Origin of the sequence: Granulibacter bethesdensis (assembly GCF_001889525.1) — a bacterium.
GTDB classification, from domain to species: domain Bacteria; phylum Pseudomonadota; class Alphaproteobacteria; order Acetobacterales; family Acetobacteraceae; genus Granulibacter; species Granulibacter bethesdensis_C.
This window is the reverse complement of record NZ_CP018192.1, coordinates 1328018-1351230: the sequence shown is the minus strand read 5'-3', so window position 1 is coordinate 1351230 and position 23213 is coordinate 1328018. Positions and strand designations below refer to the sequence as shown.

The following is a 23213-nucleotide window of genomic DNA, read 5'->3' as shown; positions in this document are numbered from 1 at the left end:
ATGCAACCGTCTATGTTGGATGACGGAGGCATGGTATGGATCGGAAGGACGGGTCATCGTTCCTGACCCGTGTCGCCATTTACTACTGATCTCGTGAGAGTGCATTGAGCGATCATACCAATCCCCCGTCTGCACCGCCGGATGATGATCCGAACGGCGGCTCCCTGCTGATGCCGGTCACGCTTGAGGAGGAGATGAGCCGCTCCTACCTCGATTACGCAATGTCCGTCATTGTCAGCCGCGCGCTGCCCGATGCGCGGGATGGTCTGAAGCCGGTGCATCGGCGCATCCTCTACGGGATGCAGGAAAGCGGCTATACGGCGGATAAACCCTATCGCAAATCCGCCCGCATCAATGGTGACGTGATGGGTAAATACCATCCGCACGGCGATGCCGCGATTTATGATGCGCTGGTGCGACTGGCACAGCCTTTCTCCCTGCGGGTGCCCCTGATTGATGGTCAGGGCAATTTCGGTTCCATGGACGGCGATCCGGCGGCTGCGCCGCGTTATACCGAGGCACGTCTGGCCCGTTCCGCCAGCTTCCTGCTGAACGATATTGACCGCGATACAGTCGATTTCCAGCCGAACTATGACGATAGCGAGATGGAACCCCGCGTTCTGCCCGCTTCCTACCCCAATCTTCTGGTCAACGGGGCGGATGGCATCGCGGTCGGCATGGCGACCAAGATCCCCACTCACAATCCGACTGAAGTCATCGACGCCACTCTGGCAATGATCGACAATCCGGACATCACTCTTGATGAATTGATGACCGTGATTCCCGGCCCGGATTTTCCGACAGGCGGCCTGATTCTCGGGCGTTCCGGCATCCGCTCGGCTTTTGAGACCGGGAAAGGCAGTATCACTGTCCGCGCCCGCACTGATTTCGAGGAAGTGCGCGGCGGCCGTCAGGCCATCGTGATCTCCGAAATTCCTTATCAGGTGAACAAGGCCACCCTGCAGGAGCGCATGGCCGAGCTGGTGCGTGCCAAGCAGATTGAGGGCATCAGCGATATCCGTGACGAAAGCGATCGCTCCGGCGTGCGGGTGGTGATCGAATTGAAGCGCGATGCCACGCCGGATGTAGTGCTGAACCATCTGTTCCGCTTTACCCAGCTTCAGATCAGCTACGGCATCAACATGCTGGCTCTGGATGGCGGGCAACCGCGCCTGATGGGGCTGCGGGATGTGCTGTCTACATTCATTCGTTTCCGCGAGGATGTCATCCTTCGCCGGGCGAGATTTGAACTGAACAAGGCGCGTGACCGTGCTCATTTGCTGGTCGGTCTGGCGATTGCTGTCGCCAATATCGACGAGGTGATCCGTCTGATCCGGCAAAGCCCGGACAGCACCAGCGCCCGTATTGCCTTGATGGAACGTGACTGGCCGGCCGCCGATGTAGCTCCCCTGCTTTCGCTGATCGATGATGGCGGCAATGTGCTGACCGAAGCGCAGACAGTACGGCTGACGGAAGTGCAGGCGCGCGGCATTCTGGAACTGCGTCTGCAACGCCTGACCGGGCTTGAGCGCGACAAGATTCATAATGAGATGCAGGAAGTCGCCGCCCGTATTGGCGAGCTTCTGGAAATCATCGGCAGCCATATCCGCCGCATGGAAGTCATGCGGGAAGAGCTGGCGGTGATCCGGGCCGAGCTGAATTCTCCGCGCCGCAGTGAAATCAATGACAGCCTTGCCGATCAGGATGATGAAAGTCTGATCGAACCGGGTCAAATGGTGGTGACCATCACCCGTGACGGCTTCATCAAGCGTACGCCGCTGGATGTGTTCCGTCAGCAGCATCGCGGCGGACGGGGCCGTGCGGCTGCCAGCATGCGTGGCGATGATATCGTGACCCGCAGCTTTAACGCACACACTCATCAATGGGTGCTGTTCTTCTCCTCTGGTGGCAAGGCGTATCGTCAGAAAGTCTGGCGCCTGCCCGAAGCCGGTCCGACAGCCAAGGGCAGGGCGCTTGTCAATTTGCTGCCGGAACTGGGCAGTGACGGGATTACTGCCGTGCTTCCACTGCCGCAGGATGAGTCGCTGTGGGAAGGGCTGCATCTGGTGTTCGCCACTGCTTCCGGCGGTATCCGGCGCAATCGGCTCTCCGACTTCAAAAATGTGCGGGCCTCCGGTCTTATTGCGATGAAGCTGGATGAAGGTGACCGCCTGATCGGCGTCGCTACCTGTCGGGAGGGGGATGACATCATGCTGGCTTCCCGCCTGGGCCGCTGCATCCGTTTCCAGGCGAATGAGGACACGTTGCGCGTTTTTGCCGGGCGCGAAAGCTCCGGTGTCCGCGGCATGAAACTGGCGCAGGGAGACGAGGTCATCAGCCTGTCCGTGCTGCGGCATGTGGAGGCAACGCCAGAAGAGCGGACAGCCTATTTGCGCTATGCGTCCGCGCGCCGTCGCAGTGCTGGCGGAGAAGATGACCAGATCGATGCCGAGGTCATGGAAGTGGATGATTCCGAGGTCATGGCTGATGATACGGCACTTTCGCCAGAGCGCACTGCCGAGTTGGAAGAAGCCGAGGAATTCCTGCTCACCGTCACCATTGCCGGTTTCGGCAAGCGGTCTTCCGCCTATGATTATCGTGTGTCTGGCCGTGGCGGTCAGGGGATTGCCAATATCAATCTCGCTCCCCGCAATGGCCGGGCCGTGGCGGCAACTTTCCCGGTCAGGCCGGGTGATGATGTAATGCTGGTCACTGACGCGGGTCGTTTGATTCGTGTTCCCGCCGATCAGGTGCGGATTACCGGACGCTCTACCATGGGCGTTACCCTGTTTCGGGTCGACAAGGATGAGGTCGTCACCAGCGTTTTCCCGGTGCTGGAGACAGAGTCTGTTGATGATGACGGGGATGATGCCGATTCAGTTGCTCCGGCAGCCCCTGAGGGACAGGTGACGGATTCAGATGACTGAGTCGACACAGGGCAAGATGCTGCGCACCGGCGTCTATCCCGGTACGTTTGATCCGGTGACGAACGGCCATCTGGACGTCATTACCCGTGCTGCCCGCATGTTCGACCGTCTGGTGATCGGGGTGGCTGCCAATATCGGCAAAAATCCGGTTTTTCCGCTGGAGGAGCGGGTGGATCTGGTTCGTGCCGAAACGGTTACGCTGGGGGAAAAAACCGGAACCATCATTGAGGTGGTGCCGTTTTCCTCGCTGCTGATTGACTTCGCCCGCCAGCATGGTGCCAGTATCATCGTCCGTGGTCTGCGTGCGGTGTCGGATTTCGATTATGAGGTACAAATGGCGGGCACCAATTATCGCCTGGCACCGGATATCGAGACAGTGTTTCTGATGGCGAGCGAACGTCATCAATTCATCTCCTCCCGCTTCGTGAAGGAAATCGCGCGGCTGGGGGGGGATATTTCCACCTTTGTGCCCCCCCTGACATTGCAGCGCACGCTTGCGCGTGTCAGGACGTCATCGGTCCCTGACCCGGAAAGGCCCGTCTGAACAAGGCCCCTTTACCTGACAGAGAGGATACGACCATGCGCCGACGCACTCTGCTCGCCGCAGCCACAACAGCAATGATCGGAGGGATCGCGATGAGCGAGACCGAAGCCCAAGCGGCTGACCCTAATAATCTGGTTTACCTCGACCTGCCCTATGGTCGCGTCGTCATCGAACTACGCCCAGACCTGGCTCCGAAGCATGTCGAACGCATCAAGGAACTGTGTCGCGAGCATTTCTACGACAACACCCCCTTCCATCGCGTGATCGAAGGCTTCATGGCGCAGGGCGGCGACCCGACCGGAACCGGTTCAGGTGGCAGCAAGCTGCCTGATCTGCCTGCCGAATTCACTGATGACGCGCATTTCCTGCGCGGCACGGTCGGTGCGGCCCGGACCCAGAACCCGAACAGCGCGAACAGCCAGTTCTTTATCATGTTCGCTCCGGCCCCCAGCCTGGATGGTCAGTACACCATCTGGGGCAAGGTCATTCAGGGCATGGAATTCGTCGACAAGATCAAGCGCGGCTCCGGTGGCAGCGGCATGGTCCAGAATCCCGACCGTATCGTAAAGATGCGTCTGGCGAGCGATCCGCAGTAACTTTTTTCTTCAGAGTCACAGCGCTGCAAAAAAGGGGTATTCGCCCGGACTGGTGCGGATGCCCCTTGTTTTGAAAGATAAATCGGCTTCAGGGTCTTGACCCGGAGCCGCGTCTCGGCCAATTAGCCGGGCACGCAATGGCGGGGCATCCGAGCGCCACGCATTGCTTTTATGGGAGCCCGTAGCTCAGCTGGTAGAGCAACGGACTTTTAATCTGTAGGTCGTGGGTTCGAGTCCCACCGGGCTCACCATATATTTATTTTATTCTGTCTGCTCTGTGCCGGCTTGTCCATTTTGGCAGGCCTCGATTCTACGACGTGCCATTATCAGTACCGGGTGCAGCCGTTCTTTCGAGATATGCACGGTGCGGGTGCGGGCGGATGTGAGAGCCGAGAACGCCTCTGTTCTGTCCAGACCTGCCAGGGCCAGCAGACGCAACAGTTGCAATCTGCCGATCGTGACTCGGTCTTCTCCGGTAGAAGCTTCCAGCCTGACGATCAGGGCGAGGTCGGTTGCGAGTGACCTATGACCACCTGCCATCACACTATAACTCCGGGACAAGGAAGCCGTCAGGCAAATCGAGCCTGAAGGGCTACTGTGTCAGGGAGTATGCAATAAATGCATTGCTTCTTGCAATAAGAGCGAATTGATTGACCTGCTTAGTGGCCCTGCCAGGCCCGATACAGGTTGATGCAGGTCATCAATGCCATAACGATCACAGCAATGCGACCGGCACACCGACGGATAGCCGTATCGTATGAATCCATTGAATTCCACCCAGTCAATATGACTGCAAAGATTGTTCAGAACGTTAACGGCACCATATCAGCAACACAGCATGTTCAGGACAGGAAAGAGATCCTATGCTCATAACCGTTCGACCAGACTGGGCCATATCCGAAGCGTCTGTATCGCCAGAGAAAAATCGTCTCAGCCGTCGCTCTCTCTTACGGGCGACTTTGGCAGTACCTGCGCTGTCGACCATCGTGTATGGCAGTCCGTCTCATGCTGCCGGATCTTCTCCCGCCTCAAAAACCGATATTCCATCAGCCGGCCGTCCACTTTCGGCCGAGAAGGATGTCCTCAACTATAACAATTTTTATGAATTCGGTTCTACCAAAGACATTGTCAGTGCGGCCCAGGCCATGCAACTGCATCCCTGGTCTTTGACCATTGATGGCATGGTAGGAAAACCCCGCACCATCGCCTTTGAAGATCTGTTGGGTAAAATGAAGGTGGAGGAACGCATCTACCGCCATCGCTGTGTCGAGGCATGGAGCATGACCGTGCCATGGATGGGGTTCCCGCTTGCCGATCTCATCGCACTGGCAGAGCCACTTTCCGGAGCACGCTATGTCGTGTTCAAAACCAGAATGGAGCCGGACCAGATGCCCGGGCTGGCCCAGATATGGTACCCATGGCCCTATACGGAAGGACTGGCGATGGATGAGGCCACCCATCCGCTGGCTTTCATTGCAACAGGGCTGTACGGAAAGCCGCTATCGCCACAGAATGGTGCTCCATTGCGTCTGGTCGTACCGTGGAAATACGGTTTTAAATCTGCCAAATCATTGGCGAGCATCAGCTTTACCGATCAGCGTCCCAAAACTTTCTGGGAACAGACCGGCCCGCGGGAATACGGGTTCTGGGCCAATGTCAATCCGGACGTGCCGCATCCTCGTTGGAGTCAGGCATCAGAACGGCTGATTGGCAGCGATGACCGCGCGCCAACCCTGCTCTATAATGGTTACGCGGAACAGGTCGCGTCGCTTTATACGGGGCGGAGCCGTGAGAAGCTTTTCATGTAGCATCTTTCATGCGGCGGCAGGGGCGGTTTCCCAGCCTAATTCGACCATGGTGAGAATACGCAGCCCGGACCGATCATGACGCATGACCAGAAGGTTCTTCTCCTCCATATAGCCCAGCAACCGTCTGGCCCGTCCGAGTGAGCGTGTCCCGTAGGCGCGGGCAATTTCCTCATCGGAGGGGCAGGGCAATGTTTCCAGAGCGGCTCGCGCCAGCATCAGGAAAACGCCGCGCATGTCGTCTGGCAGCATGAGGCTGCGTTCCACGGCTGATTGCCATGGGCCACCAGCCTCGGTTTCCGCATCTATCCCGGCACGCGCAGTTGCCAGCATGGCGCGGAACTGGGGTAGCGCTGGAGCATCCCCCGTGATCGCATGAATGCGGCAGCGCACCAGAAAATCCTGATACAGCACGCTGAGCGGCCTGAATCCTGCCTCCGGATCGTCCAGAATATCGCGCAGGATATCGCGTACCTTACGATCACGCTCCTCCTGTTCCTGCTCCGTCAGGGGAAGCGGCAGAGTATTTTGAACTGGCTGGAAGCGGGCCAGCTGCTCGGCAACGTCTAGTGGAGGAGGGGATGTCGGTCGACGAGGCGGCAGTGGCCTTGCTTCCGGCTCCGGTCCTGACAAAACCAGATCCCGCACATCTTCCGCCGCAACGGGGGGAAGTGGAGTGAGAGGGGGCGGGGCAGCGCGGGCACCCGTTTGCACACTGCCAATCTGGATTTGCAGTGGACGGCGTGACAAGGCTGGTCCCAGAGAAATGAATTGTCCACGCTGAAGGTCACGGAACATTTCCGCCTGACGACGTTCCAGCCCCAGCAGATCGGCAGCGCGGGCCATGTCGATATCCAGAAAAGTGCGGCCCATCAGAAAATTGGAGGCTTCAGCCGCGACGTTTTTGGCCAGCTTGGCCAGTCGCTGCGTGGCGATAACCCCGGCCAGACCGCGTTTCCGACCCCGAGCCATCAGATTGGTCATGGCCCCGAGTGAGGCGCGGCGGGCTTCATCGGACACTTCCCCTGCTGCTGCCGGAGCGAAAAGCTGGGCCTCATCGACCACCACCAGCATGGGAAACCAGTGATCCCGATCGGCATCGAACAGGCCCCCCAGAAAGGCTGCGGCAGCCCGCATCTGTATATCGGTATCCAGCCCTTCCAGACTCAGCACGACAGAGGCGCGGTGCTGCCTCACCCGCTCCGCCGTTCTTTGCAGCCATGCTTCGCTGCGGCCTTCCGCCTGAATAATCAGATGGTTATAGGACTCAGCGAGGGTGACGAACTCTCCTTCGGGGTCAATAATCGCCTGTTGCACCCAGTTTGCACTTTGTTCCAGCATACGGCGCAGCAAATGCGATTTGCCGGAACCGGAATTTCCCTGCACCAGCAAACGGGTTGCCAGAAGTTCTTCAAGATCAAGCCGGGCAGTCGTCCCGTCCCGCGTGGTTCCCAAATCGATCCCGAAGGTCATCACCGTATCCATCAACCCTGAAGCGGGCGGACCCTAGCGGATGATGAGGATGGAGGGTAGCCCGTCAGCTGATGGTAAAATGTCAGTAATTTTTAATAATTATTCTCATTGGCAAGGCGCTCCAAAACGTCTAGCAGGCGAAACGTTTTCGGGCTGCTCATGATGAGACCGTATGTGGCACATTTTCTAAACTGGCGGTCAGCGGTATTATCTGCCACGATCTGGTGTGGCTTTTCTACGCCGTCCCATGCCCAGTCTATTCTTGGTTTCGGGGATCTTTCTGACAGTTTCAGTCTGATCCCACCCCCGACTTTTGCCGCGCCTGAAGCCAACCAGCAGATGCCATTGGCAGTTGCGCCACCGCTTGGGGAAAACGAATCCTATGATGGACCGCTATGGGATCGTGACTACCTGATCGGTGATCCGTTCCATATGCGCACCTATCTCAATGAGAAAGGTGTCAACATTTCGATGATGGAGCAGAGCGAGGTTCTCGGCAATCTGACCGGCGGTTTGCACACGGGGGCTGTCTATGATGGTCTGACCTCCATCGCTCTGACTACAAATCTCGAGAAACTGGCCGGTATTCCCGGTCTTCAGTTCAACGTCAGCGCGTTTCACTTCCATGGACGCAGCATTACGCTGGATAATCTGTCAGACCTGAATACTGCGAGTGGACTGGAAGCGGATCGCGGCTTCAGACTCAATGAATTATGGCTGGATCAGTCGCTTTGGGATGGGCTGTTCTCTCTGCGTCTTGGTCAGCAATCTGTCGATAATGAATTCATGATCAGCTATTATTCCATGCTGTTCATCAATGGCGGTTTCGGCTGGCCGACACTGCCCTCGATCGATCTGCCTAATGGCGGCAACGCCTTTCCCCTGCCGACACCAGGTATCCGATTTCGCTTCCAGCCTCGTCCGGAATATACCCTGCTGATCGGAGCTTATAACGGTAATCCCGGTAGTTACGTCACAAACCCCTCCGGCACGGCTTTTCCCATCAATGAGGGCCTGTTTGCGATCGTCGAGTTTCAATACGATTTGCATCATGGTGGAAAGGACGGACTGCCCGGTTTTTATCATCTGGGCAGCTATTATAACTCAGCTTCTTTCAATAATGCCGCGTCAACGGTTGGCCTTTCGCCAGTTTTAAATCGCCATGCGATCCTGACCTATCGTAACGACTGGGCCGTGTATTTCAGCGCCGATCAGATGCTGTATCGTGAAAAAGATACTGAAGATCAGGGACTGGGTACCTTTATTGAAATTATTTCAGCCCCCTCGGACCGCAATCTCGTCTCATTCAACGTCAATGCGGGATTGACCTACAAAGGACTAATTCCAAAAAGAAATCTCGACACAATTGGTATTTCGGTTGCCTATTCCCGTATCTCTGACGGCAAGGAAAACGGATTTATACAGCCACAGAATGGCGTCGTTCAAAAAGGGTCTGAAACAGTTTTTGAACTGACGTATCAGGCAAGTATAACGCATTGGTGGTTGCTTCAGCCGGATTTGCAGTATGTTTTCAATCCCAGCGCCGGGCTGGCTCTGCCCACCAATCCATCTACTCGTATCGGGAATGAGTTGATAATGGGGCTAAGAACGACCATCACTTTCTGACGGGGCTGTCCTGATCGAGGCTCCCTGTTACAAAGGGATTGTCTACGGGAGAATGCAGCGTGCCGATGAGCGAAAAAGCAGTGGCGGAAGCACTGGCAGCCGCCGATGCCATCTGTCTGCGTGCCGGCAGCCGCTTCACCCGGCAAAGACGGGCAGTTCTGGCGGTTCTGCTGGAGGCAGGCATGCCTTTATCGGCTTATGATCTTCTGGACCGGCTGCGACCGGTTGATCCCATGGTCAAGCCGGTTACTATTTACCGGGCGCTGGATTTTCTGCTGGCAGAAGGGCTGGTGCATCGTCTGGAAACGACCCGATCCTATGTGGCCTGTGCCCATCCGGACCACCCGCATGCGGTACAGTTTCTGATCTGCCGATCCTGCGGCAAGGTCGTGGAAGCACACGACCGGACCATCGCAAAAGCCACTGCCGATCTGGGGCGAGCGCAGGGATTCGTACTGGATCAGCCGACCGTGGAACTGACGGGGCAGTGCAGCGACTGTGTCGAAGGGCAAGGACATGGCGAACACGATGAGAATGCAGGTGATCATTTCGATTGTGCGTCATGCCAGCCCGCGTGACAAAAGGCTCATCACCTGCACGCAACAGGAAAAGCCGCTTCATGCAGGTCCCTTCCTGGCACGCTGATACGGCAGCATCACCCCCCGATTCCATTATGACGCGGCATATCATCCCGTGGCGGTGGCAGCGCCATGTGATCGGTATTGCTACTGAAACGATCGGGGAGGGGCGTCCTGTTCTGATGCTTCCCGCATTCAGCACGATCTCGACGATGGATGAAATGCGGCCACTGGCTCGCAGGTTGGCGGCGGATGGCTACGCCTGCACATTGATTGACTGGCCTGGGTTTGGGGGCTCCAGCCGCGCCAGCCTACATTATTCTCCGGCCTTCTATCATGCCTGTCTGGCTTTTCTGGCCGATCGGCTGCTCCCTGTCGATGGGGAATGCTCCATTCTAGCGGCAGGCCATGCAGCAGGATATGCTCTGGCCTGTGCTGCCGATCGCCCATGGGTGAAGCGGCTGGTGCTTCTGGCACCAACATGGCGAGGTCCCCTGAAGGTGATGGGCATGCGGCCAGCTTTCCGGACGGCAATCCGCACCCTGATACGCGCACCGGGTATCGGTCAGATCCTGTATCATCTGAACACACATCATCGTGTGATCGGCGCCATGATGCGCAGGCACGTATATGATGAGCCGATCACCGATGCCAGGGTATCGGCGAAGCAGGCTGTCGCCCGGCAACCTGGTGCACGTTATGCATCGGCCTCCTTCGTGACTGGCGGGCTGGACCCCGCAGGAACGCGGGATGCATTCCAGGCCATGCTCGACCGGTTTGGCGGCAGGGTGCTTATCTTGTGTGGAGATGCCACGCCGCCACGTTCACGCTCCGACATGCAGGCGATCGAACCGACGCCATCCAGGATGGTGCTATGGAGCAAAGGAGCTTTGGCCATGCATGAAGAACATGCAGCCACTCTGTCTCCGCATATTGCGGCCTTTTTGGGGTAACAGGCCTGAATTTATCCGGCGGCGCATTGCGTAAAAAGCGGTGTTGGGATTATATGTTATAACATAACAAAATGTCCCTCCTATGTTCCGCTTTTTGTCGTTTCGTCAATCTTGTGTGACTTCCCTGCTGGCATCCTCGGTCCCTGTACGTATGCTGGGGGCTGTTATTGTTCTGGGGTGCCTGTGGCTGGGAATTCTCTGGGCCGTCGCACTGCCATGAGCATGCTCAAAAACGAACATTCTCAAGGGGTGCGTTCTAATGGGATCGGTGGCAGATGCTCTGTTTCCCTCCATAATGTGCGTGTGACATTCGGCCGCCATATCGCCGTCGATGGCGTGACAGGGCTATTTGACGCAGGCAGCCTGACGGCGGTAGCAGGACCAAACGGAGCAGGAAAATCTACCTTGCTACGGAGCATTGCCGGGATTGTGCCTCTGTCAGGAGGCAAGGTTGATCTTGGCGGTGCGGAGCGCTCTACCATCGGGTACCTGCCGCAGGTTGCAGATATTGATCGCTCTTTTCCCATGACTGTTTCCGATGCCGTGCTGATGGGGGCGTGGCTTCGTCTTGGACCGCTACGGGGTGCCTGCGAGACTCTCCATTCTGAAATGAGATCTGCCCTCTCTGCGGTCGGAATGCAGGGACGCATGGACACCACGATCGGCTCCCTGTCTTCAGGACAATTGCAAAGGGTACTGTTTGCGCGGCTGCTGATGCAGAATGCCAGCCTTCTCCTGCTGGATGAGCCATTCAATGCCGTCGATGCAGGAACAACGGCTGATCTGCTTCAGTTAATCAATGCGTGGCATCAGGAAGGACGCACTGTCGTCGCCGTTCTGCATGATGTGGAACAGATACGCCGGTATTTTCCGCAAACCTTGCTGCTGGCCCGCCAACCCATCGCGTGGGGGAAAACGCAGGATGTCCTGTCCGACGCTAATATCCGGCATGCACGGGTGCTGGTGAATGGCCAGCCCTTCCTTGATTCAGCCGAGCTGCTTTAAGGCCATGCCATGACTGTCTATCAGGCAATCATCGAGCCATTCGTCACGTTCGGATTTATGCGACGCGCCTTACTGGCCAGCATTGCGCTCAGTCTGGGAGCGGGACCAGTTGGCGTTCTGCTGTTGTTACGGCGTATGAGTCTGGTCGGCGATGCCATGAGCCATGCCGTGCTGCCCGGGGCGGCGCTGGGCTTTCTGACATTCGGGCTTTCCCTGCCTGCCATGGGGCTGGGCGGGTTGATTGCGGGGCTTGCCGTCTCGCTGTTATCCGGCTCGGTCAGCCGGATCACAGTGCTGAAAGAGGATGCCGCCTTTGCCAGTTTCTATCTGACCTCGCTGGCAGCGGGGGTCATGATCGTCTCCTTAAGGGGGTCAGGCATTGATCTGTTGCATGTGCTGTTCGGCACGATTCTGGCGATTGATTCTTCCTCCCTGTTCCTGATCGGCACTATTGCCTCCGTCACACTGATCACTCTGGCGATCATTTACCGTCCCTTGGTGATAGAGTGTTTTGATCCGGGTTTTCTGTTCATGGTCAGTGGGCGAGGGCCGGTGATTCATTTCATTTTCCTGTTTCTGGTGGTTATCAATCTGGTTGCCGGGTTTCAGACGCTCGGGACGCTGATGGCGGTGGGACTGATGATGCTTCCCTCTGCAACCGCACGGCTATGGACAGAAGCTCTGCCGCCGATGATGGCGCTGGCCAGCGCCATTGCCTGTCTGTCCGGGCTGACCGGACTGATTGTTTCTTTCCATCTCGGCGTAGCATCCGGACCGTCCATCGTTCTGAGTGCCGCCGTTTTCTACCTGTTTTCATTGTTTTTCAGCCGCCATGGTCTGCTGTTAAGGGGACGCAACGCATGATTGCCCGCATACTGGCTACACTGCTGGTTGTGCTGACTACAGTCGCAGCATCCCATGCAGAGGCAGGCAGGCTGCACGTGGTAACGAGTTTCTCAATACTGGCTGACATGGCAAAGCAGATTGGCGGCAATGATGTGGAGGTCGCCAGCCTCGTACCTCCGGGTGGTGATCCGCACACTTATGAACCGACACCGGATGACGCACGCCGTCTGCACGAGGCGGATCTTGTTCTGATCAATGGCCTCGGTCTTGAAGGATGGATGGAGCGTCTGGTTGCCGCCTCCGGCCCGCATGGTCAGATCGTGACTGCCAGTGCGGGTCTGACACCGCTGACCATGCAGGAAGATGGTCATTCGGTGATTGATCCACATGCCTGGAACAGTGCTGCAAACGGCGTTCTGTATGCTCGTAATATCGAGAGGGCGCTGATAAAAATCGACCCCGGTAAGACTGAGGATTTTCACCAGCGTGCTACGGCTCTGATCGCCGTTCTGACCCGTCTGGATGAAGAAGCCCGCCGTGATTTTCAGTCGGTTCCGCCGGGACAACGGAAAGTTCTGACCACCCATGATGCGCTGGGCTATTTCGGCCACGCATATGGCCTGACTTTTCTCTCACCGCTGGGGCTGACGACGGATAATGAGCCATCCGCTAAAATCGTAGCGGCCATGATTCAGCAAATCCGTCTTGAGCATGTCACACGGTATTTCCTTGAAAACTCTGTTGATTCCCGGCTGGCAAAACAGATTGCCGCAGCCACCGGTGCGAAGCCGGGGGGAATTCTGTTCGTGGAATCCCTCTCGCCTCCGGGCGGGCCTGCCGCCACTTATCCGGATATGTTCCGCCACAACATGACGGTGCTGCTTGCCGCAGTCCGGGGACAATAATCAGGTCGGGTGAAATAATCCCATCCTGAAATTATGACGATAGTTTAGCTTTTCTTTCCGTCAGTTTCGCTCTTTGCTGGGGCAGCAACCATCCTGCGTCTCGGGCTGGGAACGATAAAGACGAAGAGGAATGACTAATGGAAACGGTTCAAAGATATTCAAGAACGGCCATTTTTTTTCACTGGGTGGTGGCAGCCCTGGTCCTGACAAATATCGGTCTGGCGCTCAGTGCAGATTATTGGCCGGAATCTTCCCTAAGACAGGTGTTCGGCGTCCATAAATCTATCGGTATCACCGTGTTGGGGCTGGTTCTGCTGCGTATTTTCTGGCGTCTGGGTCATAAGCCGCCGGCCTTTCCCGTCCAATACCCGGCTTGGGAAAAATACGCTGCCCATACGGTGCATGGCTTGCTTTACCTCGTCATGCTGACATTGCCTTTGTCAGGATGGCTCCATGAATCGGCATGGAAAGGTGATGCACCGCATCCTTTTTACTGGTTCAATACGGTGCATCTGCCGTTGATTCCTCCGGTCGATACGCTGGAGACCAGCCTGCGGCTATCCCTGCGAGCTGTGTTCGGCTCGGTGCATCTATGGGCAGGGTATGTGCTGTATGGCCTGCTGGCGCTGCATTTCGGCGCGGTCCTCAAACATCATCTCATCGACAAGGAAGCCGAGCTTCAGCGTATGCTGCCGTAAAGCTGTTGCAGGCGGAGGCTTAATGCCTCCGCCGCTCCAGATCAGGCAGAAACACCGCAAGGATGCCGAAAGCAGGCAGCCAGGCACAAAGACCATAGACCGTCTCGATGCTCGTTTTGTCCGCCAGCCACCCCAGCAGAGCGGCTCCAATCCCGCCCATGCCGAAAGCCAGACCGAAAAACAGCCCGGCCACCGCACCGACATTCCCCGGCAACAATTCCTGACCATAGACCACGATGGCGGCGAAGGCCGAGGACAGGATCAGGCCGATCGCGACACTCAGGAGAGCGGTCCAGGCCAGGCTGGCATGAGGTAGAATGAGTGTGAACGGCAACACGCCGAGGATCGAGAACCAGATCACATATTTCCGCCCGATCCTGTCACCGAGTGGCCCACCTGCAAATGTACCGGCAGCAACCGCCCCCAGAAACAGGAACAGGTAAAGCTGAGCCGACTGCACCGAAACCCCGAAATGATGGATCAGGTAAAAAGTATAGTAGCTGGTAAAGCTGGCCATATAGAAATATTTCGAGAAGACCAGCGCACAGAGTACCGTCATCGCCAAAGCGATTTTTGTCCGGGGAAGAGCCTGCACAGTGTGTCTGACGACACGCTTTTTCTGACGCTGTATTGCTCCGTACCAGCGCCCGACAGCTGTCAGAATGATAACGCCAAGCAACGCTACAGCACAGAACCAGCCGATGGCGTAGCGGCCGTGCGGCAGCACAATGAAGGCAGCCAGAAGGGGACCGATCGCCGCTCCTGCATTCCCGCCCACCTGAAACAGGGACTGCGCAAAACCATGACGGCCACCGGAAGCCAGCCGTGCCACACGAGAGCTTTCAGGATGAAAAATTGACGAGCCAAGGCCGACAATCGCCGCTCCCGCCAGCAATCCGTTAAACCCGCTGGCAATGGACAGACAATAAAGCCCGATCAGCGTGCATCCCATTCCGAAAGCCAGCGAAAACGGCTTCGGCTTGCGGTCGGTATAAAGCCCGATCAAGGGCTGAAGAATGGAGCCTGTCATCTGATAGGTCAGGGTCAGCAAGCCAATATCGCGGAATTGCAGACTGAATTCGGTTTTGAGGATCGGATAGACAGCAGGCAGCAGCGATTGCAGCATGTCGTTCAGCATGTGGCTGATGCTGATCGCAATCAGAATGGCAAAGACGGTGCCTTCGCTGCGGTTTTCAGTCGTGTTGCCGCCGGGCAGCGTTGCCGGCTGCGCTGTTATCTGTCCACTCACGGGCCATACTCCATGCCCCGCAGACCAGACGGGGCGCGTTCAACCTTTTTTTGACAGCGCGTAATGTGAGCGTTCAGCTCTTATCCTGCTACCATGGCAGGTGGGTGGCAGCCTTGCGGTCGAGCTTCAGGTCAAGGGCAGCGTCTGGCGCGCCAGGCCGATGACATGTCGGGTTTCGGCACAGACACCCAGACGATCAAATGCTTCCGGCATCACCCAGTCTGCCGCAACCACGTCTCCATCCGGAAAGACATTCCCCCCTGGATGGAGACCTGCAAAATCAAGAATCGTATAATGATAAGCGATCAGTCCGGCCTCATCCCGGGTGATGCTGTCCACATGCGCGACCAGAGACAATGCCCCCGCCACAAGACCGGTTTCTTCCTGTAACTCCCGCCGGGCAGCATCCTCGGCGCGTTCGCCCAGACGCTGTGCACCCCCGGGCAGGGTCCAGCAGCCCTCAGCAGGCGGCTTGCCACGCCTGATCAGCAGCACAGCCCCATCCGGACGTAAAAGAGCGACACCAACGCCGACCAGCGGCCGCGCCGGATAACGGCGGGGACAGTCCTCTGTCATGGTCCGCCAGAAACAGGGGGGACTGCACGGGGGCCGGTATTCGGTAGCGGCATGGTGGTCGGTACCTCTGACTCGCCCGCAGCGCCAGATGGAACATGTTCCACGGATTTCAGCAGTTGCAGCGTGGGGAACAGGGCCCGTTCCTTATAATCCTGCACTTGAAAAGCCCATGGACCGACCGCCTTGTTCATGGTGTTGGCAATAGCCTCGCTGCCCGGCGCTGCCTTGGCCGAGAATGTCAGCCATGTATCATCACCAACCTTGATCTGATTGACGATGACGGTCAGCCCATCCTGCGTCTCGAACACGGATTGAGCCTCTGTTGCTCCACTGATTGCAGCAGCCGGTTTGACATGGGTGAATTCCAGATCACTCAATGCCTGAAGCGTATCGGCCACCGCATGACTGTCTGTACGCGGCGCATCTGCCGGCTCTGTCAGCCTGAACATGTCGCCTTTCCGACTGAGCGTCAGCGCCGGTTCATGCGCAGAGTCCGGTCGTGTGATATGCACCCGATCCAGCCTTGCCGCATTGATGCTGATAATCACCGGATCGACCCAATCCTGCGGATCATTGCTGAACTCCAGCGCATCTCTCGTCAGCCATGTATAGGCATCCCCATGACGGCGGATATAGGTACCTCGGGTGGTGGCGGGCGCATTCGTGCTGTCCGTCTGCTGGACCACGCCCTCAATATCCCCGGCGCTCTGACGATGGCCGATGATCAGCTCTCCGACCAGGCCGCCTTTGCCATCCTGCAAACGAATGACTGTCGCGTCGGATTTGGCCGGTTTGGCCGGATCGGGCGTCGCCACACCCAAAAGCGGATATTCCGCAGGATGGTTGGTCCTCGGCTCAGTCAGCCGCAGACTAACCAGCGTATTCAACAATCCCCTGATTTTCGCAGGCCGGGCGACATAGCCGCCCAGTTGCGGCACGGTCCAGCCATGATCCGGTGTTTTGACCAGTGTCATGCTCTGACCAAACTGGGAGATAGTGATGGTCTGGATGCTGTCCAGACGGTTTTTGTCCATCAGGGCCGGAAAGGCAGCTTCCCCCTGATGCACCGCAACAGCTGTCAGACTGACAGCATGCGGGCCGAAATACCAGCCGCCGGCCAGAGCGAGCACAGCAGCACCGGCCAGAAGAAGGGATGAGCGCGGCGTCATGGCGCGTTCCTCCGAATAAACGGTCGTTTCAGGAGAAGGCAGGGCAGGGACATGGAAGAGTCTGTCCTCATCTCCGAGCCCTCTGACGCCTGATGCGGCGGATGGTGGCAATCCCCAGCGCAATGACAATCAGCATCAGCGGCACAGCACCGATATCCAGAAGACGCAGGCGTGTCTCAAGCGTGCTGATATCCTTGCTCAGATCATGCTCAACCAGACGCAGCTTCTTTCTGCTCTCCTGAATTTCCTGCTGGGCCGACTGGATTTCCTTTTCCTGTGCCGCGGAGATGGCGTCGTCATCCATCGCAGCACCATCGCCGGACTGGCCCTGACGCAGGGCTATCAGCTTGTCCTGAGCCGCCTGCAAGCGGGTTTGCAGGGCCAGTGAAGCCTGCCGGAACCGCCCCTGAGCGTTGCGGTTCATGGTTTCCACCACCGTGAAAGGCCGCACGGTAATGCTGCTGCCTCCGATGCCGCCCAGCGCCTTGTTCCCGGTCAGGGCGCTGACAATACGGGACAGGAAAATCCCGTTATCGCTAAAGGGCTGAAGCGTTTCCTTGCCGAAGAAATCCGAGCCATGCACCCAGAAACGATCGGCGAAGATGTCGCTATCGGACAGGATGACGATATCGGCATCCCCTTTCGTTTCCGGCACATAGTCAGGCAGGTCCTTCAGGGATGCCACGGAATCAGGTTTACCGGAAAAAGCGGATTTCAGATGGCCCCGGATCCGGGCCGCCAGCACGCGCGGACCGCCCGCGGGATGGAACTCCGCTGCAATACGCTGCGGGTCAGGATCATGAGAGGTACGAATGGACGGGATCGATCCGCTTTCCGGGCTGGAAGAGAGCAGCGGTTCGAAGCTGATTTTTGCGTCCGGTGCTTTGCGAAGCGCTCCGGCCGCAGCCACCGTTACCTGCGTCAGATCCGCGGTAATCGGGTCATTGCGGTTCAGCCCGTCACGGTCATTGAACCAGGCGAGATAATTGGTGGAGCCTGTTTTCATATCCTCCGTACGGACGCGCCATGCGCCGTTCGGGTCCAGCACCACTGTATCCGGGTTATACAACACGCCCCAACTGGAGAGCAGTTTGGGCAGGTTGCTCGCATAGCCCGACGGCCCATCCTGCTGGCGTTTCTGGGCAGGGTCAGGCGGCAGCAAAGCCTGAGTCTCACTGTCGGGATCAACCGCCAGCAGCAATTTGCCGCCGCGCATGATGAACTGATCGATTGCATACTGCATCGCTTCGGACAGATGCTGTGGATGCACCACGATCAGCGTCTGGATCCCAGGATCAATCCACTGGGCCGAAATGGGGACAGGCCGCAGATCAGCGACTTCTTTCAGCGTATTGACGATGGCCCATGGCTTCATCGGTCCCATGCGCCGGGTCGAGACCAGAGACTGACCGCTGCCCATGATCGGCAAATCGGTCAGAAGTCCGACGACAGGCTTTTGCGGGTCGGTCAGATCATAGATCAGACGAGTCAGGTCATATTCCAGAAACCGCTCCCGGTCCGGCTGGAAGAACGGGATGATCTTGCGACCATCCAGCCGGTTCAAACCGACCAGACCGAAATAGACCTGCTCTCCACTCTGATCGAGCGGCACGCCCTGCAAGCCATTGCCGATGGCGCGATCCTCGGTTTCGCTGAATGGCTCCGGATTATAGAACTCGATGGAGAGCATTCCGTGTGAGAGCCGCTTGTATTGCTCCAGCATCTCCCGCACGCGATCAGCGTAAGAGCCGTATTTCGGCACCCGTGCGCCCAGAGGAGGAGAATAGAAAAACTTCAGCGTAATCGGTGATTGCAGATGGGAAAGTACAGAAATAGTGCTGTCCGACAGGGTATAAATGCGGTTGCTGGTCACATCCCACTGCGCCTGCGGAAGTCGGGCATCGACCAGCATGTTGGCCCCGACCAACAGACCGGCAACCGATACCACCCCCAGCACGGAGGGCCAGATACGCTGTCTACCCTGAGGGGGGCTATCCTGAGGGGCATGACTTTGGGTGCCGCCCGGCATCCCGGCGGCTGTCTTCAGATCGCTCATCTCATGCCGCCTTTTTGTGCTCGAGGATGACCGTATTCAGGAACAGGAAAAATCCGATGAACGAGGCAAAAAACACCAGATCGCGCACGGAGATGACACCGCGTGAGAAATCCAGAAACCTGTCCACGACACTGAAACGGCGGATCAGCGGCACAATGGAGGGTACCGTCTGGCTGAGAAAATCATTAACGGCGGAATAGGAAGCGAGCGCAAACAGCAGGCACACCGCAACCCCCAGCACGAAAGCAATGACCTGATTTTTGGTCACGGCTGAGACGGCAGCCCCAATTGACAGGAATGCCCCCGCCACCAGCATAGCGCCCAGATAGCCGGAGGCAATCACGCCATTATCCGGCTCCCCCAGATAATTCACGGTGATGACGAAGGGAAAAGTCAGCGCCAGCGCGATCCCGCAAAACGCCCAGGCGGCCAGAAATTTGCCGATGACGGCTTCTGACTGCCGAATCGGCAGGGTCAGCAGCAGCTCGATAGTGCCAAGACGCCTTTCTTCCGCCCAGAGACGCATGGTAATCGCCGGAACCAGCAGCAGAAACACCCACGGGATGAACTGGAAGAAAACGACCAGATCAGCCTGATTGCGGTTGAAGAAATCACCCAGATTGAAGGTTAAAATGCCTTGCAACAGCAGGAAAATGACGATGAACACCACAGCAACCGGTGTGGCGAAGTAACCGGCCAATTCCCGCCGGGCGATGGTCAGGATGGTTCTCATATCATGTGCTCCCTGTCCGGAGTTTGGGTCAGGGTCCGGAAGACATCGTCGAGTTTGCGTGATGGATGGCGTTCCGCCAGAGCCGCAGGCGTTTCATCCGCGATGATGCGTCCACGGGCGATGACAATTGCCCTGGTGCAGATTGCCTCGACTTCTTCCAGAATATGAGTGCTGATGATGATGGCCTTGCGAGGCGCCATTTCCGCGATCAAAGAACGAATTTCATGCTTCTGATTGGGATCCAGCCCATCCGTCGGCTCATCGAGCACAAGGGCAGGAGGATCATTCAGCAAGGTCTGCGCCAGACCGACACGCCGACGAAACCCTTTCGACAAAGTTTCAACAGGTTGCAGCCGCACCCCCTGAAGCTGCGTGCGCTCCATGGCTTCGGCAATGCGGTTACGCGCCTCCGCACCGCTTAGCCCGCGTATCGTGGCAATGAAGCGCAGAAAAGCCTGCACTGTCATTTCCGGATAGCTGGGCGCGCCTTCCGGCAGAAAGCCCAGCAGTTTCTGTGCAGCGATCGTATCATGACGAACATCGTGACCACCAATTCTGGCGGTACCGACATCCGGGGTCATGAACCCCGATACCATCTTCATGGTCGTGGATTTTCCGGCCCCGTTGGGTCCCAGAAAACCTAGAACCTCGCCTTTTTTGACCGTAAACGAGACGTCATCGACGGCTGTGAAGGTTCCGAACCGCTTCGTCAGCCGCTCGATTTCTATGAACGCGTCCAATGCCGATTATCTCCCCGGCGTTTTTCTCCCTGAGCGGAATTTGATTGGGGAAACTCCGCATGGACGCAAGAGGGGGGAGGGCTGTTTATGCCGGGCAGACACCATTCGAGATATTGGGTAAAATAATTATGCTTTTTATGAATTTATATATGCACTTATAGCAATAAAAATAGTGTTTTATGCAGTATATTGCAGTTTGGACAACAGAGCCGCTTCCTGAGAAGACAAGCTCCATGCTAATGGAAAGGCGTGCAAAATCGTCATCATGCTCGCCTTCTTCCTTCATCAGTCCTTTTGACCCACGAAGCGGCTGCCGGTGTCATACTGATGGCAGCCTCAGCCATCGGCATGCTGTGCGCCAATAGTACCTGGCAGACTTCCTATGAACATTGGCTGAATATCGAAACCGGTCCGCTTACTGTGCGGGGCTGGATCAATGATGCGCTGATGGCGCTGTTTTTCCTGCTTGCCGGGCTGGAGATAAAGCGGGAAATTCTTTATGGGCATCTTTCACATTGGTCACAACGTCTCCTGCCGGGCGTTGCAGCTCTTGGCGGCATGGTGGTTCCAGCGACCATCTACGTTGCTTTCAATCATTCTGGAGAGGCCCTGCGCGGATGGGCCATTCCGACAGCCACCGATATTGCTTTTGCTCTTGGTGTGCTGGCACTGGCGGGATCGCGCGTTCCAGCCATTCTGAAAGTATTTCTGACAGCCTTGGCGATTGTCGATGATCTGGGGGCCGTGCTCGTGATCGCCCTGTTCTATACGGGGACTCTATCCGTGCTGCCGGGGGCAGGGGTCGTGGCCATTCTTGGGCTGCTGCTGATGCTAAACCGGCAAGGGGTCAGAACGCTGTTTCCCTATCTGCTGGCAGGGATCCCGCTCTGGTGGCTAACCCTGAAAAGCGGCATTCATCCCACAGTTGCAGGTGTGGGACTGGCACTGCTGATCCCGGCCGGACATGACGAGACATCTCCGCTCATGCGTCTGGAACATATGCTGTCATGGCCTGTTCGGTTTGTGGTTTTACCTCTGTTCGGTTTTGCCAATGCAGGGATCAGTCTCCATGGCGCAACAATCGGACAGATGTTATCGCCGCTGACATTAGGGGTAGGCGTAGCCCTGCTACTGGGGAAACCGTTCGGCGTGCTGGGGGCTGTCAGTATTCTCAAATTATTCGGAAGCGCCGGTTTTCCTCCCTATGTCACATGGCGGCACAAAATCGGGATCGCTTTTCTCTGCGGCATCGGCTTTACCATGAGTCTGTTCATCGCCATTCTGGCGTTTCCCGGCACTACGGCCGTGAACCAGATCAAGCTCGGCATCCTGTCAGGTTCCATGCTGGCCGGGTTATGTGGCTACATACTGCTGCGCGGGCCTGCTGTTGCAGACAGATAAAAGCAGGACAGGTTGCCTATTTGGAAGCCGTATCAGGCAGTGGCCCTTCGCGTCGTAAACCGTGCCATGCCAGCATCGTATCGGCAAAAAACGACATCAATGCCAGAATCACACAGATCAGCGCTGCTCCGAAAGATAGTTCCAGCCATGATGCAATGGCACTGTCATGCAGGCTGCCCAGAAAAAGGATAAAGGCAGTGCCGCAGGTAGCCGCCCCGGCACATGCTGTCAGGGCAATCGACGCATCCAGTGCGCGCAGCCGCCAGCGAAGGCGATGGTGATGTATTTCGAGAATTGCCTTATCAATCGTACAGGATGGATCACGCCTCATCTCCGACAAGCGTTGATTATGGTCTGAGACACGGGCCAGACGTGTATTAAAAACATTCAGAAGCGTGCCGACACCATTCAGCAGAAAAATAGGTGTCAGCGCGATCTGGACCATATGGGCAGTGCTATCGACTGCCTCACTGGGAAGAAAAGGGATCGGCATGTGATTTTGGATGCTTATAGCTTCAACTGTTCGTAGCAGAATTGCCGTTATAGGCAACATGGGGCCATATCGGGTCATCCTTATGGATGGCAAAAATATTCATCTGATCCTTTAAGCATAGATAATCGATTTGATTAAAAAAACTGACAATTTGTTCAACATCTGATTTAATAATTTCAACGAAAAGGATTGGACGATGAGCCTGAATGGTCTTCTTTGCGCCTTTCAGAGCTTCCACTTCCATTCCTTCGATATCCAGCTTGATAAAGTCGACACGCTGAAGATTCAGAGAATCAATACTTACCAGAGGCACAGCCACTCCTGTGGATGTGTCATATGAAATCGGTTGCCCAATATATTCATGCAATTGTTGAGGCTTGATTTCCAGGCTTCCGAAAGTCGAAGGCTTAAAATAATCAGGTCGAGGAATTATTAATTCACCCACCTCATCACCAAGTGCAGCAAGTTTAGCATGAACATTCAAGCAATTATTGATAACAATATTGCCTGCCAAAGCATAATAAACAACTTCCTGAGCCTCAAAGCTTAAGACATGCCCCCACCCAGTCATATGTCTGGCCCATTCGATGGTATGCACGCCAATATTGGCTCCCCCATCAATTGCGACCACACCATCGCCGAACTGCTGTCGCCGTAAAGTAAACATCTGCAGGAGAGAATTGACTTCCTGCGAAGTAAAACTTGAAAATTGCAGCAGTTCGTATCCTACGCCAAAAGTTTTCCCGGTATCATCAGTATGATGATCGTTTCGATTAATGATCATCATCCCGTGATCTGTTGACGCGAGGATAAATGCCACCGGACGGAAAGGAGCCAATA

At 56.6% G+C, this 23213-nt stretch carries 22 protein-coding genes and 1 tRNA gene; 13 read left to right on the top strand and 10 right to left on the bottom strand.

What is annotated here, in order from left to right; translation table 11 throughout:
• The first annotated feature begins 104 nt into the window (after positions 1–104).
• From gyrA to GbCGDNIH6_RS06205, 4 genes are all read left to right on the top strand, one after another.
• The gene (gyrA, locus tag GbCGDNIH6_RS06220; RefSeq protein ID WP_408874754.1) at positions 105–2927 is read left to right on the top strand and encodes a DNA gyrase subunit A; all 2823 of its coding nucleotides are present in this window, start codon (positions 105–107) and stop codon (positions 2925–2927) included.
• Positions 2920–3471, top strand: a complete 552-nt coding sequence (gene coaD, locus GbCGDNIH6_RS06215; RefSeq protein WP_025286636.1) for a pantetheine-phosphate adenylyltransferase — start codon at positions 2920–2922, stop codon at positions 3469–3471. Before gyrA ends, coaD begins: the two co-directional genes overlap by 8 nt.
• A 92-nt stretch (positions 3472–3563) precedes the next feature.
• Positions 3564–4067, top strand: coding sequence for a peptidylprolyl isomerase (locus tag GbCGDNIH6_RS06210; protein ID WP_072564406.1), 504 nt, complete (start codon positions 3564–3566; stop codon positions 4065–4067).
• A gap of 175 nt (positions 4068–4242) precedes the next feature.
• A tRNA-Lys gene (locus tag GbCGDNIH6_RS06205) sits at positions 4243–4318 on the top strand.
• A gap of 10 nt (positions 4319–4328) precedes the next feature.
• On the opposite strand, the gene GbCGDNIH6_RS06200 is transcribed toward GbCGDNIH6_RS06205, so the two are convergent.
• Positions 4329–4628 (bottom strand): hypothetical protein, encoded by a 300-nt coding sequence (locus GbCGDNIH6_RS06200; RefSeq protein ID WP_157692341.1) that lies wholly within the window; start codon positions 4626–4628, stop codon positions 4329–4331.
• Between the two features lie 302 nt (positions 4629–4930).
• Here GbCGDNIH6_RS06200 and msrP point away from each other — a divergent pair, with 302 nt between their 5' ends.
• Positions 4931–5875: a protein-methionine-sulfoxide reductase catalytic subunit MsrP gene (gene msrP / locus GbCGDNIH6_RS06195; RefSeq protein WP_072563232.1), complete on the top strand. Its 945-nt coding sequence runs from the start codon at positions 4931–4933 to the stop codon at positions 5873–5875.
• 6 nt (positions 5876–5881) lie between these two features.
• Here msrP and GbCGDNIH6_RS06190 read toward each other — a convergent pair whose 3' ends face one another.
• The gene (locus GbCGDNIH6_RS06190; RefSeq protein WP_072564405.1) at positions 5882–7345 is read right to left on the bottom strand and encodes a helicase HerA domain-containing protein; all 1464 of its coding nucleotides are present in this window, start codon (positions 7343–7345) and stop codon (positions 5882–5884) included.
• A gap of 174 nt (positions 7346–7519) precedes the next feature.
• Here GbCGDNIH6_RS06190 and GbCGDNIH6_RS06185 point away from each other — a divergent pair, with 174 nt between their 5' ends.
• The 7 genes from GbCGDNIH6_RS06185 to GbCGDNIH6_RS06155 all read left to right on the top strand — a co-directional run bounded on the left by GbCGDNIH6_RS06185 (position 7520) and on the right by GbCGDNIH6_RS06155 (position 13956).
• Entirely contained in the window at positions 7520–8971 is a 1452-nt protein-coding gene (locus GbCGDNIH6_RS06185) for a carbohydrate porin (RefSeq protein ID WP_157692340.1), read from the top strand.
• A gap of 65 nt (positions 8972–9036) precedes the next feature.
• Positions 9037–9549 carry a Fur family transcriptional regulator gene (locus tag GbCGDNIH6_RS06180; RefSeq protein ID WP_232450007.1) on the top strand — a complete coding sequence of 171 codons (513 nt, stop codon included), beginning with the start codon at positions 9037–9039 and terminating at the stop codon, positions 9547–9549.
• Between the two features lie 41 nt (positions 9550–9590).
• On the top strand, positions 9591–10502 hold the full coding sequence (locus GbCGDNIH6_RS06175; protein WP_157692339.1) for an alpha/beta fold hydrolase: 912 nt from the start codon (positions 9591–9593) through the stop codon (positions 10500–10502).
• 216 nt (positions 10503–10718) lie between these two features.
• Positions 10719–11507 carry a metal ABC transporter ATP-binding protein gene (locus tag GbCGDNIH6_RS06170; protein ID WP_332455409.1) on the top strand — a complete coding sequence of 263 codons (789 nt, stop codon included), beginning with the start codon at positions 10719–10721 and terminating at the stop codon, positions 11505–11507.
• A gap of 9 nt (positions 11508–11516) precedes the next feature.
• Positions 11517–12371, top strand: a complete 855-nt coding sequence (locus GbCGDNIH6_RS06165) for a metal ABC transporter permease (RefSeq protein ID WP_072563229.1) — start codon at positions 11517–11519, stop codon at positions 12369–12371.
• A complete protein-coding gene (locus GbCGDNIH6_RS06160; protein WP_072563228.1) occupies positions 12368–13258 on the top strand; it encodes a metal ABC transporter substrate-binding protein in 891 nt (296 codons plus the stop codon). The genes GbCGDNIH6_RS06165 and GbCGDNIH6_RS06160 overlap by 4 nt, the downstream gene beginning before the upstream one ends.
• A gap of 137 nt (positions 13259–13395) precedes the next feature.
• Positions 13396–13956 (top strand): cytochrome b, encoded by a 561-nt coding sequence (locus GbCGDNIH6_RS06155; RefSeq protein ID WP_072563227.1) that lies wholly within the window; start codon positions 13396–13398, stop codon positions 13954–13956.
• 19 nt (positions 13957–13975) lie between these two features.
• Here GbCGDNIH6_RS06155 and GbCGDNIH6_RS06150 read toward each other — a convergent pair whose 3' ends face one another.
• The 6 genes from GbCGDNIH6_RS06150 to GbCGDNIH6_RS06125 all read right to left on the bottom strand — a co-directional run bounded on the left by GbCGDNIH6_RS06150 (position 13976) and on the right by GbCGDNIH6_RS06125 (position 20479).
• Positions 13976–15205 (bottom strand): MFS transporter, encoded by a 1230-nt coding sequence (locus tag GbCGDNIH6_RS06150; protein ID WP_081369990.1) that lies wholly within the window; start codon positions 15203–15205, stop codon positions 13976–13978.
• 126 nt (positions 15206–15331) lie between these two features.
• Positions 15332–15781: an NUDIX hydrolase gene (locus GbCGDNIH6_RS06145; RefSeq protein WP_072563226.1), complete on the bottom strand. Its 450-nt coding sequence runs from the start codon at positions 15779–15781 to the stop codon at positions 15332–15334.
• On the bottom strand, positions 15778–16950 hold the full coding sequence (locus GbCGDNIH6_RS06140; RefSeq protein WP_072563225.1) for a DUF4340 domain-containing protein: 1173 nt from the start codon (positions 16948–16950) through the stop codon (positions 15778–15780). Before GbCGDNIH6_RS06140 ends, GbCGDNIH6_RS06145 begins: the two co-directional genes overlap by 4 nt.
• A 67-nt stretch (positions 16951–17017) precedes the next feature.
• The gene (locus GbCGDNIH6_RS06135; protein ID WP_081369989.1) at positions 17018–19006 is read right to left on the bottom strand and encodes a Gldg family protein; all 1989 of its coding nucleotides are present in this window, start codon (positions 19004–19006) and stop codon (positions 17018–17020) included.
• 1 nt (position 19007) lies between these two features.
• A complete protein-coding gene (locus tag GbCGDNIH6_RS06130) occupies positions 19008–19739 on the bottom strand; it encodes an ABC transporter permease subunit (protein WP_011631909.1) in 732 nt (243 codons plus the stop codon).
• Positions 19736–20479 (bottom strand): ABC transporter ATP-binding protein, encoded by a 744-nt coding sequence (locus tag GbCGDNIH6_RS06125; protein WP_072563224.1) that lies wholly within the window; start codon positions 20477–20479, stop codon positions 19736–19738. The genes GbCGDNIH6_RS06130 and GbCGDNIH6_RS06125 overlap by 4 nt, the downstream gene beginning before the upstream one ends.
• A gap of 294 nt (positions 20480–20773) precedes the next feature.
• Here GbCGDNIH6_RS06125 and nhaA point away from each other — a divergent pair, with 294 nt between their 5' ends.
• Positions 20774–21880, top strand: a complete 1107-nt coding sequence (gene nhaA, locus GbCGDNIH6_RS06120; protein ID WP_475690068.1) for a Na+/H+ antiporter NhaA — start codon at positions 20774–20776, stop codon at positions 21878–21880.
• Between the two features lie 16 nt (positions 21881–21896).
• Here nhaA and GbCGDNIH6_RS06115 read toward each other — a convergent pair whose 3' ends face one another.
• Together GbCGDNIH6_RS06115 and GbCGDNIH6_RS06110 are read right to left on the bottom strand one after the other, a co-directional pair.
• A complete protein-coding gene (locus GbCGDNIH6_RS06115; protein WP_072563222.1) occupies positions 21897–22373 on the bottom strand; it encodes a DUF2721 domain-containing protein in 477 nt (158 codons plus the stop codon).
• A gap of 22 nt (positions 22374–22395) precedes the next feature.
• The gene (locus GbCGDNIH6_RS06110) at positions 22396–23211 is read right to left on the bottom strand and encodes an FkbM family methyltransferase (protein ID WP_095413391.1); all 816 of its coding nucleotides are present in this window, start codon (positions 23209–23211) and stop codon (positions 22396–22398) included.
• Positions 23212–23213 lie beyond the last annotated feature (2 nt).